The following is a 14640-nucleotide window of genomic DNA, read 5'->3' as shown; positions in this document are numbered from 1 at the left end:
CCAACATCCGGGAGATTCAAATGAAAGCCGACGCCAACGACCTGATCCGCAGCGCCACGCAGACGCTCATCGACCATGTGGACGAACTCACCGCCCTCGACCAGGCCATCGGCGACGGCGACCATGGCCTGAACATGCGGCGCGGAGCACTCGCCATCCAGGGCAAGCTCGCCGAGCTGGCCGGGCAGCCGCTCAACGATGCCCTGCGCACGATGGGCATGACCTGCATGTCCACCATCGGCGGCTCGTCGGGGCCGGTGTTCGGCACCCTGCTCGTGACGCTGGGCAAGGAGCTGCCCGCCCCGCCCACCGCGGCGGGCCTGGCTAGCGCGCTCGACGCCGCGATCCAGGCACTGACGCGCCTGGGCAAGGCGCAGGTCGGCCAGAAGACATTGCTGGACGTGCTCGACCCCGTGCAGAGGCTGCTGGCCGAAGGCGGCGACCACCTCACCGAGCGAGTACGCACTTGCGCCTTCGCCGCGGCCGAGGCTACCGCGGCGCTGGAAGCCATCAAGGGGCGCGCATCCTTTCTCGGTGACCGGGCGCTGGGCCACGTGGATCCGGGTTCGCGTTCGACGGCATTGATCATCGGCGCGATCTGTGAAAGCCTTGATGCCCCCGCGAGCGCCCGACCATCTTCGCTGTCCGCCTGATCGAAGCCCTCCCATTGCCGAAGGCCCACGCACCATGAAAAAGCTCATCAACGACGTCGAAGCCATGCTGTCCGAATCCCTGGACGGCTTCGCTGCGGCACACGCCGACATCGTCATGCTGGGAGAGGCCAGCCAGTTCGTGCGGCGCCGCACAGCCAAGCCCGGGAAGGTCGCGCTCATCTCCGGCGGCGGCTCCGGGCACGAGCCGCTGCACACCGGCTTTGTCGGCCACGGCATGCTCGATGCGGCCTGCCCCGGGCAGGTCTTCACCTCGCCCACGCCCGACCAGATGCTGGCGGCGGCCCAGTCGGTCGACACCGGCGCCGGCGTGCTCTTCATCGTGAAGAACTACTCCGGCGACATGATGAACTTCCAGATGGCCGCCGAAATGGTCGACTGCGACAACGAGACAGTGCTGGTCAACGACGACGTGGCGGTGGAGAACTCCACCTACACCACCGGGCGGCGCGGCGTGGCCGGCACGCTGGTGGTCGAGAAGGTCCTCGGCGCCGCCGCCGAACGCGGCGACCCGCTGCGCAGGCTCAAGCAGCTGGGCGATGCAGTGAACAAGGCGACCGCCTCGATGGGTGTCGCGCTCACGTCCTGCACCGTGCCGGCGGCCGGAAAGCCCACGTTCCAGATCGGCGCGGACGAAATGGAAATGGGCGTGGGCATCCACGGCGAGCCGGGCCGGCGGCGCATCAAGCTGGCCAGCGCCGACGACATCGCGCAGGAACTCACCGGAGCCATCCTGAAGGACCTGTCGCTCAAGCCGGGCCAGGAGGTTCTGCTGCTGGTCAACGGCTTTGGCGGCACGCCGATGCTGGAGCTGTACCTGATGGTCAACGCGGTGCACAAGGTGCTGGCCGGCCACCAGGTCAAGGTGGCGCGGCACCTGACCGGCTCCTACGTCACGTCGCTGGAGATGGCGGGCTGCTCCGTGACGGTGAGCGCCCTCGACGGTGCACAGCTGGCGCTGTGGGATGCGCCAGTCCACACGGCGGCATTGCGCTGGGGCATGTAGAAGCGATTGCCGAGTCAGTCGAGCGCGATGAACACCCGCCCTGCTTCGATCTTCACCGGATAGACCCGCAGGTCTTCGGTGAGCGGCGCGCACATCGCCTTGCCGCTGCGGATGTCGAAGCGGCCCTGGTGCAGCGGGCACTCGATCTCGTGGCCCTCCAGGAAGCCTTCGCACAGGCGGGCCTGCGCATGGGTACACATGTCGTCGGTGGCGAAGACCTCGCCCTGCACGCGGTACAGGGCCAGGTCCAGGCCTTGCACCTGCACGCCCTTCACATCGTCATCGGGCAGTTCGTCGAGCGCCGCGGCCTCGACCCAGGAATCGTGGGTGCTCATGTTCTTTTGCTTCAGATGGGATAGATGATCGAGTTCGGAATCAGCTCGCTGTCGTACACCACCAGGCGTGACGCGAACTTCAGCCCTGCGTCGGTGCGCGCCACGCGGTCGATGTAGCGGCCCACGTTGAACACCGTGCTGGGTTCGCTGAGCTTGGTTCGGAACACCGCGTAGTTGGCCTCGCTGTGCATCGTGCCGTCGGCCTCCACCTTGTGCACGATCGGCAGCCCCACCACGTGCCGCTGGTAGTACGGGTCGTGGAACAGCGTCTCGCGGATGCCGTAGACGCGGTCTTCCAGCATGCCCCGGCTCTCGAAGGACAGGGTGGCCAGCGGCAGGCCGCGCTCGTGGTTCTCGCGCGGCTGCAGGCGGTAGCTGCAATCGTCGATGAAGAAGGTGGGCCACAGGTCCCAATCGCCCGAGTCCACCGCGTGCGCGTAGTCGGCGTACAGGCGCGCGAGCTGCAGGTAGTCGGTGTCGCTGCTGGGGTTGCTGCTCATTGCGGCGCCTCCATCACCTCGCGCCAGTAGCGGTACATGCCGCGGATGAGCGTCTCGGTGACCATGTGCTCGGTGTCCTCCACCTCGCGTCCGCCCAGCTCGGCCATGGTGCGGTGGAAGGGCTTCTGCCGGAAGCCCTGCTGCGAGAACTCGATGACCTCGCCGTCGTCCGCCGACACGAAGCCAGCCGGCCCGAACAGGTTGGCCTGGCGCAGGCGGCGCTGCGCCATCTCCTCGCTGTCGTCCTCGAAGCCGAAGTGCGTCCACACGAAATCGAAGGCGTCGGGGCCCACCGGCTGGATGTGGCGGGTGGAGACGCTGTTCACCTGCTGCTGCAGGATCACGCTGGGGAACAGCGTGGTCATCACCGCCGTGGGCCCGTCCCACCAGGGCTCAGGCACGATGTCCAGGAAGCGCGGGTCCTTCAGCTGCATGCTCTCCTTGAAGCTGGAGACCTGCGTGACCTGCGCCGCCTTGCCCGACGCACCACGCGTGGAGATCATTGCGGCGTGCCGGCCGTGCGAATCCATGCGCAGTTGCGACTTGTTGTCCGCGCGCCAGAGGCCGAAGGTGACGAACCAGGTGTGCAGCAGGCCCGGGTGGTAGGGGTCCTTGATGTTCTCCTGCATCAGCTTCCAGTTGCCCGGGATGCGCTGGCGGTTGTAGCCCAGGATCTTCAGCTGCCGGCCGTTGAAGAGGCGGTCGAAGTACTGCAGCACCACCGGGCCGATGAAGTCCTCCAGCGATTCGATGTCGTGGTCGAAGCTGGCGAACACCACGCCGCCGCGCCGCGCCACCTTGAGCTTGGTCAGGCCGTTGTCCTCGTTCCTGAAGTCGGCGGGCATGCCGCCGTGCACCTGGCCGTCCTGCTTCACGCCGCGCCGGAAGGGCACGCCCTGCAGGTCGCCCGAGAGCGAGTAGTTCCACTGGTGATAGGGGCAGGTGAAGTCCTTGCGGTTGCCGCTGCGCTCGCGGCAAAAGCGCATGCCCCGGTGCGCGCACACGTTCTCGATCACGTGGACTTCGCCCTGCATGTCGCGCGTGAGGATCACCGAGCGCTCGCCGATGCTGGTGCGCTTGAAGTCGCCAGGGTTGGGAATCTCCGCCTCCAGACCCACGTAGCACCAGTGCTTGCGGTAGAAGAAGCGCTCGAGCTCTTTCTCGTGCTGCGCCTGGCCCTGGTAGGCCATGAAGGGAATGCGGCTGGTCTGCTCCGATTCCCAGCGGATGTGCTCGGGGAACACCTGGATCGGCGCCCTCGTCGTTCTGTCTTCGTTCATCGTGCTGTCTCCTGCGGCGCATCTTGGAGATCGCATGCACATTTGCCAATAGAATTTTGTGAATTACCAAGATCACTCGGGTGAATGTGCAAATGGAACTGCGCGAGATCGATCTCAACCTGCTCCTGGTGTTCGACCGCATGCTGGCCGAGAAGCGCGTGTCGGCGGTGGCACAGACGCTGGGCCTGTCTCAGCCGGCGGTGAGCAACGCACTGGCGCGGCTGCGCCGGCTGCTGGGCGACGAGCTCTTTCTTCGCACGGCGCGCGGCATGGAGCCCACGCCCCTGGCCTTGCAGCTGGCCGAACCAGTGGCTTCGGCCATGAGCGCGCTGCACGGCGCGCTCAACCAGCACACCGCCTTCGACCCCGCGACCAGCCGCCGCAGCTTCACGCTGGCGATGACCGACATCGGCGAGATCTACTTCACGCCTCAACTGATGGATGTGCTGTGGCGCGCGGCGCCTGGCGTGACCATCAGCACCGTGCGCAACACCTCGGTGAACCTGCGCGATGCCATGGAGGCCGGGCAGGTGGACCTGGCCATCGGCCTGCTGCCGCAGCTCAAGGCGGGCTTCTTCCAGCGGCGCCTATTCATGCAGCGCTACGTGTGCCTGCTGAGCGCCGCGCACCCACTCGCGGCCAAGAGCCGGCTCACGCTGAAGGACTTCGCGGCGGCCGAGCACGTGCTGATCCAGGCCGCGGGCACCGGGCATGGCCAGGTGGATGAACTGCTCGCGTCCCAGGGCATCGTGCGCCGGGTGCGGCTGACGGTGCCGCACTTCGTGGCCGTGGGGCATATCCTGCGCTCCACGCCCATGATCGCCACCGTGCCGGAGAAGCTGGCGCAGAGCCTGGCCGAGCCTTTCGGGCTGGTGTGGCGCACGCATCCCGCCGAATTGCCGCAGGTGGCCATCAACTCCTTCTGGCATGCGCGCTTTCATCGCGAGCCGGGGAACCAGTGGCTGCGCAAGCTGCTGTTCGATACCTTCGCGGATGCTTGAGGCGCCGTGCGGCGCCGTTTGCTATCGTTCCGGTCTGCTTCGAAACGCCATCACTCAGGAGCCACCCGCCATGTCGCTATTTTCAGTAGAAGGCAAGGTCGCCATTGTGACCGGATCGTCGCGCGGCATCGGCCGTGCGATCGCGCAGCGGCTCGCCGAGCACGGCGCGCAGGTGGTGATTTCGTCCCGCAAGCCCGAGCCTTGCGCCGAGGTACGCGACGCCATCAACGCCGCCCACGGCCCCGGGCGGGCCATTTCGATTCCCGCCAACATCTCGTCCAAGGAGGAGTTGCGGCACCTGGTCGACGAGACCACCCGGCAGCTCGGGCGCATCGACATCCTCGTCTGCAACGCCGCCAGCAATCCCTACTTCGGGCCCATGAGCGGCATCGAGGACGACCAGTTCCGCAAGATCCTCGAGAACAACGTGATCGCCAACCATTGGCTGATCGGTTCCGCGGCGCCGCAGATGATCGAGCGCAAGGAGGGCTCGATCATCATCGTGTCCTCCATCGGCGGCCTGCGCGGCTCGCCGGTGATCGGTGCCTACAACGTGTCCAAGGCCGCCGACTTCCAGCTCGCGCGCAATCTTGCGGTGGAATACGGTCCGCACAACGTGCGGGTCAACTGCATCGCCCCGGGACTCATCAAGACCGACTTCGCGCGCGCCTTGTGGGAAGACCCGGAGATCTTGCGCAAGCGCACCGAGAACACGCCGCTGCGCCGCATCGGCGATCCGGACGAGATCGCCGGGGCAGCGGTCTTCCTCGCGTCGAAGGCGGGGGCCTTCATGACCGGGCAGAGCATGGTGATCGACGGTGGGGTGACCTGCTGAGCGCCTTCCGGCACTTCTGTTGACGGCGCCAACGGAACGAGGACGCTAGAGGCTTCGGAATGGCGGCTTCTTCGGTGCTGGCAATGCCCGACGCGGGCGCGTTGGTGCGGGCAGCTCTGGCGGCAGCGCATCCAGTTCCTCGTCGCTGAGTTCGCGCCGCGCCGCCGGCGGATCGACCGACGCTTGCGCCCGAGGCAGCGGTGCGTGCAGCATTTCTGGGGGCCTTGCCGACAGTGTGGAACGCGGCGGCGCGGTCGGTCGTGCGGTAGTCGCATGAACATCCGACCGCGCCATAGGTGTCGGTGTCGGTGTCGGTGTCGGTGTCGGTGTCGGTGTCGGTGTCGGTGTCGGTGTCGGTGTCGGTGTCGGTGTCGGTGTCGGCAGGGTTTGCGAGTACGTCGGTGGGGCGTTCTTTGGGGGCTGTCGCTCCACTGCCAGACGCATTGAAAGAAGCTCGGCGTCCAGCTGAGTCCGCCATGCAAGCTGGCGGCTGTCGAGTTCCTGGCGAAGGCTTCGAGCATCTGCTGCATGCTCCTGCCTCAGCGTAGTCATCTCGCTATCGACGATGTCTCGGACCGCCGCCAGCACGCGCGCATCGATCGTGGTCTGAAGCCCGGATGCAAGCGCCGACGCTTGCGAGCGCAGATCGGCGCGCGTCCGCTCGACAAGGAAACGGATGCTGAGCACCGCAACCAACGCAACGAGCGCGCCGCCGGCGAGCGCGAGGTAGATCGCGTCCGCGCTCATGCGGGCAAACCTTCTGCCTCGGCTTGCGCCTCCGCCTCCCATTTGCGAAGCAGTTCCAGGGGGATCGAGTCGGCCACCTGGGAGAAGCGCTTGCCCACCATGCGTTCGGCTTGCAAGAGCAGCACGGCGACGGGACTGCTGGGCTCGTGAAGCTCGAACCAGGTGCGGGCCGCACGGATCGATTGCAGTACGTCGCCGCGCGTTTCCAGCGCGTCGTTGCAATGAGCAGGCGTCCTGACGTCCGCTGCTTCCGAAGCCGATGCAGGTTGCGTGCCGTCCCGCTCGCCTGACAGTGCCCTCCCCCCTTCCATACGGCCGTGCGAAGCACCGGCGAAGGGCTCGAGCAAGCGCGCCGTGCCCTGCAAGGAAGGCGCCGCCTCGCCCAGCGAGGTCGTGGCCCAGGCTTGAATCTCCCTGAGGGATCGCCCCGCCTGTGCCAGTAAGGCGACGGCGGAATCGTCGCCAGCCGCGCCTTGCAGGGCTGCCAGTTGCCGCCGCACCGAGTCCGCAGGCAAGGCATCCATCGAGCGAGGAACCGACAGGGCACGCTCCACCTCTCCCACCGTGAGGCGCAAGGCGGTGCTGGTCGCCACGGCAATCTCGCGCACGTCGCCGGCCAGCCCCTCAGGGTCGGCCAGCGCCGCCAGCGCGTTGGCTCGCAAGGAAGGTTCCGCATGGCCGTCAATGACGAGTTGCGGATGGATCGCGTCCGGCCAGGCCGCCAACGCCGCCGCGAGCGCGGCGAGCGATTCGGCCAGCCCCCTCGACTGGGCGAGCCGTGTGCGCGCCCGGCACAGCCACACGTGAACGTTGATGTCCTGCGTGCGCAGGAGAAGGCGCCGGCAGTCGCGCTCCACCTCTGCCCAGTTGACCGGGTCCGGCGTGCTGACGAAGTTGCCATACTGCGCCTCGGCGCGCGGCATGAGGCGGGATTGGAGCATGGCGTATTCGGCGTCGTACTCCAGGCTCGGACCGCAGGGGGCGTCCTTGTCGATGGGCTGGGCTTGGTGCATGGCTCTGGAGGATCCTGTCGATGGGGAGGCAAAGCTTTTCGAATCTCACGGCGCAGCGGCAACGGCCAATCTCGCGCCCACGTAGCGCTCCGGCTCGAACACCATGCCAACGGCATGCCGCACCTCCGAAGGACTCTCGCGAACCTGGCGAAGGGGCGCATCCGGGGCCCGGCCGAGCCATGTGGACCAGCCCAGCTTCTGCCCCTCCTCCAGCCGCGCAGGCGGCGTGTCGTCGACGAGCACCCGCAGTTCGACGTCCCAGAGGAATTCGAAGCCGATGAAGGCTCGCACGGCCTCGACCAGCAGCGGCAAGTCACGCCCTTGCGGGGTGAAGCGCAGGTACTGCTCCAGGCTCAACGGCCCGAGGACCAGGCGGAACCGGCTCTGCCTGTCCGGCACCACTTCGCCCGCAATCGCTCCGCTGCCCAGCACGCTGGAAGCACTGGGCTGGCCCAGGCGGGTCTGGTCGACTTCGTCGAGTTCGATCCAATGCATCTGGAACTCCAGCAGTTGCACCGGCACGGAGAAGAATCGCGCCAGGGTGGCTGCCAGACCGTCCGGATGGCGGGCATCGCGGCACAGGTGCGCGGATGCCGCAAGCCGCGCATGGGCCGGCCAGGCGCTCGGCCGGATCTCCTGCGGGTCGTGGCCCGTGAGCCTTGCCACGTAGGCGCTGAAGACCTCCTCTTCCGGCCGGTCCAGGCCGGCCGCCGCTTGCCCTTGCGCCGAGGCCCGATAAAGCAGCGTGAGATAGCGGTGATGGAACAGGTCCAGAAAGTCCGCGAGCGTTCCGTCGTGGTGGTTCTCGCTGCGGTCGCGGACGATCTCGGTGAAATGCAGGGGCAGCGGACCGTTGGGCCCCAGCATGCCCAGGCCATACAGGCGGACCAGCGGCAGTGCGGGGTTGTTGCCCGTGGGTGCTGGAGGCAAAGGGTCGTGCAGCGCGTCCACGCCGTTGGCGGGAAGCACCACTTCTGCAATCTCGCGCGGAGCAAAGCTCAATGCGGCCTTCTGCCCCAGGCGAAAGGGCTCTTGTTGCGGACGCGCCGCCGTTCCGATGCGAGGCAATTCCGGATGCTGTGCGCCGATGCGCCGCATCAAGGCCGTAAAGCTGAACAGCCAGGGCGCACGGCGCATGCGCGCAAGCACATCGGTCAGCGCCGCCGCCGCATGGTCGCGCGTGCGCTGCATCAGACGATTCCCCGGGCGCCCATGCGCACCGGCCAGCGCGCCACGGTTCCGCGCTGCATGGATTCCAGCGCCGTCTGCGTGAACACGTTGATGCTCACGTGGCGTGCCAGGTAGTGCTCCAGAACGAGGCCGAACAGGTAGGGGCTGGTGCCGGAGAACCCTTCCTCGTCCACGCTCAACGTGCACAGCACGCCCCTGCCGTAGACCAGCGGGCCGCCGCCCGGCAGGCGCCGAGTGACCGGCTCGATGCGCGAACCCACCAGGCTCTCGATCTGCCGGCGCTGCGCGTCGTTGTCCGCCGCCACGAACAGCCGCAGCATGTCGCGCAGCGCCTGGGCTCCCTCGCGGTGGGGCATGTCGGCCAGGGGCAGGTGGTTGAAATTGAGTTGGCGCACAAGTCGCCAGGCAATCTCCCTTTGCGCGAAGGGCGGGCGCGGGCGGCTGGGTGGGCGGATGAGGCCCACGCTGGTCACCGGAATCGAGTCGGCCAGCGCCAGGTCGTTCACGCCATCCCGCGGAACCAGGCAGGGCAGGTCCCGGTTGGTGAGCAAGGCGGTCACCGACAGGTAGCGGATGGTGTCCGCATAAGGTGATTCGTGCTGGTCGACCAGCGACAGGAAGACTTCGGTTCCGATGTAGGGCGTGCGGGTGCCGTATTTGCGGGCGGCGCTGGAGGCCAGCCGGCCCTCGCGCCTGACGGAGAAGTAGCGGCCGTGGTTTCCCTCGTCCTGGTTGAGGGTCTGGTAGAGCGGCCGGAAATCCAGCGGCGCCGTGGTCTTGAACTCCTGCCCCGCGATGGCCTTGACGGCATGGACCTCGAAATCCAGCGGCCGCGATCGATCGGGCACCAGGTGGAATTCCGGCTGGGCCGTGTCCATTTCGACACGATCGGTGCGGCGCTCGAACAGGTTGACCAGTGGCGTGCAGTACAGCGCGAACTGCCTGGCGTCGACCAGGCCAGCCAGGGCACCAGGCGGGCGGCCCAGCAGCACCAGCACTTCAGCCTCCATGCCCGCGATGCGCGACAGGCCGGGTGCCAGTTGCGTGAGCGTGAAGAAGTAGAAACGCTCCGGGCACGCGAAGTACTCGTGCAGCAGGTTGTGGCCGTGAAAGGCGTTCCAGTCCAGCGGCAGCAGCCCCTGCCCCGGCGCGAGGCCTTCATGGACCAGCGGTGCATCGGTGACCACGTGCGGGCGCTGCGCCAGCTTGCCGGGCTCGCCGGTGAACGTGGCCACGGCCGAGGTGTGGAGCAGTTCGAACAGGTGCGATGCCACCTGCTCGTTGCCCGCCAGGTACACCGGCAGCCGGTCCAGCCCCTCCAGCGCATCGAAGGGCAGCTCGCCGACGCTTCGCAACCGCAGCCGCAAGGCGCCGGTGACCTGCACATGGGGTGGAACGTAGCGCTCCAGCGCGGGGATGTCGGGAGGTGCGCCGGTGAGCCTCGCATCCACGATCTCGACCGGCCACAAGGTCACGTCCTGGCCGGATCGGAACTCGCAGGGCGTCTGCTCGCCGGCCGGCACCCGGGCATGGAAGGCCGTGCCGCGCGGCACCACGATGCCGCGCCTGAAGTCGCCCGCGTGCACGCTGGGCTGCAGGCGCGCCACGGCCATGGACGGCGTCGGGCTCAGGTAGTTGGGATACAGCACCTCCAGCAGGCGCTGCGTGAAGCGGGGGAACTCTGCGTCCAGCTTGATCTGCATGCGCGCGGACAGGAAGCAGAACGATTCGATCAGCCGTTCCACGTAAGGGTCGTCGACCTCCACGCCATGCATGCCCAGCCGGCGGGCGATCTTCGGGTGCGAGGCGGCGAACTCGCTCGCCATCTCCCGCATGTAGACGAGTTCCCTGTTGTAGTAGTCGAGCAGGAGGGGGTCCATGGATTTCCTGGGGTCAGCGTTGCCGCCGCAGCGGCCCGCGCGTTGCGCGAGACATGGTCATGCGGTTGCTTTCGAGGTCGACCGAGCTTTGGACCATCAGCTCCAGCGGATAGGGCCTTGCGTCGATCAGGGCGCGGATCTCGAAGAGCAGCACGTTGTATTGGTCGGGCGCGCCGTCCTTGTCCAAAGGACGCACAGTGACGGTGTCGGGCAGCAGGCGAGGCTCGTAGTCGGCGATGGCACCGCGGATGAGGCGCTCGATGTCTTCCCAGCGGCGCTCGGACAGGTAGTTGCCCGCCAACGGCCGCACGCCGAAATTGATGGTCGAAGCCGCGGCCTCGGGATGCCGGAGGCGATCGATCTGCTCCTCGATGTTCGTGGTGTTGAGCAGAAACCCCAGGTCTCGCTGCAAGACGTCGCGAAGCTGGCCGACGGAGACCGCGTAGTCTGTCGGTGATTCGGTCTTGCAGCCGGGCGCGTCGTCGCGCAGGCGGTCGAAGAGCGTGGGCAGCAGTTGCGCGTTCGCGCGCGCCAGACGATCGTCGCCCGGCCTGGGCGAGCGCACGCCGGGATGGACGGGATGTGTTGCCACGGGACCTGACGCGCCATGTCCGTCATCGCCCACGGCAGCTTCAGGCCGCGCCATTGGCCGAACCCCTGTCGAATTCACAGTGCCTGAGGTCGAGCAAGGACACATCGCCGCTGTCGGTCGCCCACACCTTCTGGCCGCGGGCACTGATGCAGGTCCTGCTGGTCTCGTCCCAGATCGTCTCGCGACCCAGCAGCAGGGCATCGCGGTCGTTGGCAAGCACGGGATAGCGCATGGGCATGTAGGCCTTGATGGGGGTGCGGTCGCTCAGCAGCACATCCACCTGGGCCCACACGAGGTCCAGCAGGCGTGCGGGCTCGGTCTTGTCGATGCGCGCCACGTCGGCAAAGGCCACCCACCGGTAGGCTCCCGAGGCGATCAGTTCGCACACCGGGCCGATGCGGGTGTCCGAATCGGTGACCCAGTCGAAGGCCCGGCCATCGACCACGCCTTGGACATCGGGCGCCTGGGCCAGGGCGGCATCGCGCAGCATGTCGCTGGTTTCCCTGGCCAGCAGATCGTCCTGCGCGCCGACTTCCAGGGCCTCGGCCTGCTGCTTCATCCAGGGCGCGGCCTGCGACGCGCTCGAGAGCAGCAGCGCAGGCGCCTCCAGGCCTGCCAGCACCTGCGCCCGCTGCACCTCGGCACGAAGCAGCCCGCGCATGACATGGGCCGTGCCCTCGTGCTCGCGAGACAGTGTTGCCCACACCTGGAGCTGCCTCAATCCGCGCTCCCATTGCCCGAGCACACACAGCAGTTCGAAGAGCAGCCAACGCGCCTGCGCGTCCTGCGGCTGCGAGCGAACGCCGGCTTCCGCACGTGACAGAAGCACGCCCAGCGGCTGGGTGTCGGACCATCGCCGAAACGATTGCGGCAATCTGGGTTCGTTCATTCCGGCTTCCCTTTCATGGACTGCGTTGCCTGGCCAACGTGGAGGTGGCTGTCCGGCGACAGCGCGTGGTGTTCGCGAAGGGTGAGGCTGGGCAGCCTGCCCTTGCCGCTCGCGCTGGACTCGGGCGCGAAGAGCCGCAGCACGTCTTCCGGTGCGTCCAGCCCAGGCGGGTCGCAAGGTCCGGCCGGATCGAAGCCATCGATGACCTGGCCGATGGTCTGTGGGGGGATGAGGATGTCGCGAGCCATCGCGAATGTGGCGGCTTCACGGCTCAGCGCGTCCAGCGAAGGGGCCGGTTCGCCTTCCGTGCCGGCGAATCCCTCGGCCCATTGCGACCTCGACGCCAGTTCGGCGGGGTCTTGCAGCACGCGAATGAACTCGTCGTGCAGTTCGTCCATCAGCGCACCGGCGGGATCGGAACTCCCCGACGCAGGAACATCGGCCTGCTGAACGGTTGCCGCCTGGATGCCCAGGACGGCAAAGGGAGCGGTGGCCTGCGAACCCACGATGCCGATCGCAGACGAGTCGAGCACATCGAAAGGGCTGTCACCACCACCCGCCCGAAGTGAAGGCACGCTGCTCGGCACCTCATCCCTCGAGGCCAATTCGCGCAAGTCGAATTCGGGCAACGGCCGGTGCAGCCGCGCCTGGGCCTCGACTTCCAACGCCCATTCGGGTTCAGTTCGATGCATTGGCGTCACCATGGGTATCGACCTCTTGCCTCAGGCGGCACGGCCAGGGCAGCGAAAGCCCTTGAGCACATCGCTGTTGAGCGGGCTGGGCTGGCTGCCCGAGCTCAACTCGACCAGCGCCCTGCGCCCGTCGAACAGGAACTCCACGTTCACCCGCCCCGACATCGCGCTGGCGACGATGCGGCCCTTGTCCAGCAATCGCAAAAACGCCCAGGGTCCGTTGGCGATCAGCGTCGAGGTGGCGGGCGAGATGCGCGGGTTCGCCGTCAGCTCTGCGGTGGTGCCTCCGCGAGGGCCCGGCCAGGTCACCAGGAAGGGCTGGACCGGTCCGTGAACGTAGCGCAGCCCCTGCCCGTCGATGTCGATGAGCAGGTCGGTGATGGTGGGGTCCAGCTCGATCACCTTGAGATCGAGCTTCCATGCGAATTTCTTGCCGGCCGCATCACGAAAGAACAGGTCACGGATCTGGCGCGCGCGGTAGAAGGTCTCGAGTTCGGGGCCGCCCTGCTGCAGCAGCTTGAGCAGTTCGCCGAGCAGCGTCGGCCCGGTGGCGACGGGTTGCTGCAGCGCTTGCGAGCCGCCGTCGGCCGGGTCGGCCGGTGCATCGGCGCTCTTGTAGCGCCAGGGGCGCGCGCTGGTATCGACGTAAGGCGCCAGGTACTTGGCGAAGAATTCATCCGCCGCCCCTCCCACGGCGAAGACCTGGGTGAAATCATCGATGGAGGCGTCCTGCGCCACGGCGGCGAAGGGGTAACGGCCCTCGACGCCGCGCCGGCACGGATCGCCGACCTGCTGCGCCAGTTGGCCCATGATTCGATCGAACTGCACCTGCGCCTGCTTGTGCAGGATGTCGGCCGAAGCCTGTGCCACCTTCTCGGCGCCGCTGGTGGCCAGCGCAGTCAGCACTTCCCGAAATGGCGCCGGCAGCTTGCCGGCCTCCAGTTTCAGCCGCGCGCCGATCTCGTTGCCCGCCGGCGGCAGGCTGTTGGTTCCGAGGGCGGTGTCGGCCACCACGAGCGCGGTATAGAACTCGTTGATCAGCCCCGAGATGTTTTCCAGGCCGGGCCTCGCAGCGCTTGCGCTGCTGCCACCGCCGGTGGGCGTGTCCGGCTGCCCGGTAACGACTTCACGCAGGGCGGCGAACTGGTTGTCGACGAGCTGCCTTTCCATGCGCTCCTCGGGGCGGATGCCGAGGTTCTTGCCCAGTTCGCGCGCCTGCTTGTTCAACTGGTCCGTGGCCTTGTCGAAGAAGCTGGCCTCCTCCTGGGTCCGCGCCACCAGCGGGCGCGACAAGGTGGTTTCGCGCGCCGCGGCCCGCGCAAGCCGGCCAAGCGGCGAGTCCGGTGTTGATTTCCATCTAGAAGTGACCCACTAACCCCGGCGATTTCCATCTAAATCTGACCCACGTAAGAACCCTAACCTGCTGCCTTTTGCGGCAGGAGCACAGGAGTGATTGACGTGGCGACACTGAGTGTCATCAGACGTTGGGCATTGCGTGAGCAACTGTCCATCCGGGAGATAGCCCGACGCACGGGCCTGTCTCGCAACACCATCCGCAAGTACCTGCGCGAGGGCGAAGCGGCGCCCAGCTACGCGAAGCGGGTCAGCCCGAGCAAACTCGACGCCTTCGCCGAGAAGCTCGGCACGTGGCTCAAGAGCGAGGCATCGAGGTCGCGCAAGCAGCGGCGCACCCTCAAGCAGATGCACTCCGACTTGGCTGCGCTCGGCTATCAGGGGTCCTACAACCGCGTGGCAGCCTTCGCACGGGCGTGGCAGGTACGTCGCCACGAGGTCGAGCAAACCACCGGGCGAGGCACCTTCGTCCCCTTGGTCTTCGGCCCTGGCGAGGCGTTCCAGTTTGACTGGAGCGAGGACTGGGCGGTCATCGGCGGGGAGCGCACCAAGCTGCAGGTGGCGCACTTCAAGCTCAGCCACAGCCGGGCCTTCCTCGTGCGGGCATACCCGCTGCAGACCCACGAGATGCTGTTCGATGCGCATAACCGTGCCT

At 67.3% G+C, this 14640-nt stretch carries 16 protein-coding genes; 5 read left to right on the top strand and 11 right to left on the bottom strand.

Translation table 11 applies throughout. The features are described from left to right. The first annotated feature begins 20 nt into the window (after window positions 1–20). Both dhaL and dhaK read left to right on the top strand, forming a co-directional pair. The gene (gene dhaL / locus BM345_RS26490; protein ID WP_093385945.1) at window positions 21–653 is read left to right on the top strand and encodes a dihydroxyacetone kinase subunit DhaL; all 633 of its coding nucleotides are present in this window, start codon (window positions 21–23) and stop codon (window positions 651–653) included. Window positions 654–687: 34 nt separating this feature from the next. Then, on the top strand, window positions 688–1677 hold the full coding sequence (gene dhaK, locus BM345_RS26485; RefSeq protein ID WP_093385942.1) for a dihydroxyacetone kinase subunit DhaK: 990 nt from the start codon (window positions 688–690) through the stop codon (window positions 1675–1677). A 14-nt stretch (window positions 1678–1691) separates the two neighbouring features. On the opposite strand, the gene BM345_RS26480 is transcribed toward dhaK, so the two are convergent. The 3 genes from BM345_RS26480 to BM345_RS26470 are packed head-to-tail and all read right to left on the bottom strand — an operon-like array spanning window position 1692 to window position 3792. Beyond that, a complete protein-coding gene (locus BM345_RS26480) occupies window positions 1692–2012 on the bottom strand; it encodes a non-heme iron oxygenase ferredoxin subunit (protein ID WP_093385940.1) in 321 nt (106 codons plus the stop codon). Window positions 2013–2023: 11 nt separating this feature from the next. Next, entirely contained in the window at window positions 2024–2512 is a 489-nt protein-coding gene (locus tag BM345_RS26475) for an aromatic-ring-hydroxylating dioxygenase subunit beta (protein ID WP_093385937.1), read from the bottom strand. Next, window positions 2509–3792 carry an aromatic ring-hydroxylating dioxygenase subunit alpha gene (locus BM345_RS26470; RefSeq protein WP_093385935.1) on the bottom strand — a complete coding sequence of 428 codons (1284 nt, stop codon included), beginning with the start codon at window positions 3790–3792 and terminating at the stop codon, window positions 2509–2511. Before BM345_RS26470 ends, BM345_RS26475 begins: the two co-directional genes overlap by 4 nt. A gap of 92 nt (window positions 3793–3884) precedes the next feature. On the opposite strand from BM345_RS26470, the gene BM345_RS26465 reads away from it, so the two are divergent. Beyond that, the gene (locus BM345_RS26465; RefSeq protein WP_093385931.1) at window positions 3885–4793 is read left to right on the top strand and encodes a LysR family transcriptional regulator; all 909 of its coding nucleotides are present in this window, start codon (window positions 3885–3887) and stop codon (window positions 4791–4793) included. A gap of 70 nt (window positions 4794–4863) precedes the next feature. Next, window positions 4864–5628, top strand: a complete 765-nt coding sequence (locus BM345_RS26460; protein WP_093385929.1) for an SDR family NAD(P)-dependent oxidoreductase — start codon at window positions 4864–4866, stop codon at window positions 5626–5628. Window positions 5629–5673: 45 nt separating this feature from the next. Here BM345_RS26460 and BM345_RS29900 read toward each other — a convergent pair whose 3' ends face one another. The 8 genes from BM345_RS29900 to BM345_RS26425 all read right to left on the bottom strand — a co-directional run bounded on the left by BM345_RS29900 (window position 5674) and on the right by BM345_RS26425 (window position 13925). Then, the gene (locus BM345_RS29900) at window positions 5674–6375 is read right to left on the bottom strand and encodes a hypothetical protein (protein WP_139237626.1); all 702 of its coding nucleotides are present in this window, start codon (window positions 6373–6375) and stop codon (window positions 5674–5676) included. Next, on the bottom strand, window positions 6372–7388 hold the full coding sequence (locus BM345_RS26455; protein WP_093385926.1) for a type VI secretion system protein TssA: 1017 nt from the start codon (window positions 7386–7388) through the stop codon (window positions 6372–6374). Before BM345_RS26455 ends, BM345_RS29900 begins: the two co-directional genes overlap by 4 nt. A gap of 45 nt (window positions 7389–7433) precedes the next feature. Beyond that, window positions 7434–8579, bottom strand: a complete 1146-nt coding sequence (gene tssG / locus BM345_RS26450; RefSeq protein ID WP_093385923.1) for a type VI secretion system baseplate subunit TssG — start codon at window positions 8577–8579, stop codon at window positions 7434–7436. Then, window positions 8579–10459, bottom strand: a complete 1881-nt coding sequence (gene tssF, locus BM345_RS26445; RefSeq protein ID WP_093385921.1) for a type VI secretion system baseplate subunit TssF — start codon at window positions 10457–10459, stop codon at window positions 8579–8581. Before tssF ends, tssG begins: the two co-directional genes overlap by 1 nt. A gap of 13 nt (window positions 10460–10472) precedes the next feature. Further along, entirely contained in the window at window positions 10473–11024 is a 552-nt protein-coding gene (tssE, locus tag BM345_RS26440) for a type VI secretion system baseplate subunit TssE (protein WP_254790021.1), read from the bottom strand. A 67-nt stretch (window positions 11025–11091) separates the two neighbouring features. Next, the gene (locus BM345_RS26435; RefSeq protein ID WP_093385915.1) at window positions 11092–11940 is read right to left on the bottom strand and encodes a type VI secretion system accessory protein TagJ; all 849 of its coding nucleotides are present in this window, start codon (window positions 11938–11940) and stop codon (window positions 11092–11094) included. Next, complete coding sequence (locus BM345_RS26430) at window positions 11937–12644, bottom strand: TagK domain-containing protein (protein ID WP_139237624.1); 708 nt, start codon at window positions 12642–12644, stop codon at window positions 11937–11939. Before BM345_RS26430 ends, BM345_RS26435 begins: the two co-directional genes overlap by 4 nt. Window positions 12645–12662: 18 nt before the next feature. After that, a complete protein-coding gene (locus tag BM345_RS26425) occupies window positions 12663–13925 on the bottom strand; it encodes a type VI secretion IcmF C-terminal domain-containing protein (RefSeq protein WP_093385909.1) in 1263 nt (420 codons plus the stop codon). A 156-nt stretch (window positions 13926–14081) separates the two neighbouring features. Between BM345_RS26425 and istA the strand changes: the two genes are divergently transcribed. Further along, window positions 14082–14640, top strand: a 559-nt coding sequence (istA, locus tag BM345_RS26420) for an IS21 family transposase (protein WP_139237622.1), incomplete at its 3' end; no start/stop codon positions are given.

It is taken from the genome of Variovorax sp. OV329, from assembly GCF_900114785.1.
In the GTDB taxonomy this organism is placed as follows: Bacteria; Pseudomonadota; Gammaproteobacteria; order Burkholderiales; family Burkholderiaceae_C; genus Variovorax.
Note: the sequence above shows the minus strand (reverse complement) of the source record. Positions and strands in the feature narration are given on the sequence as shown.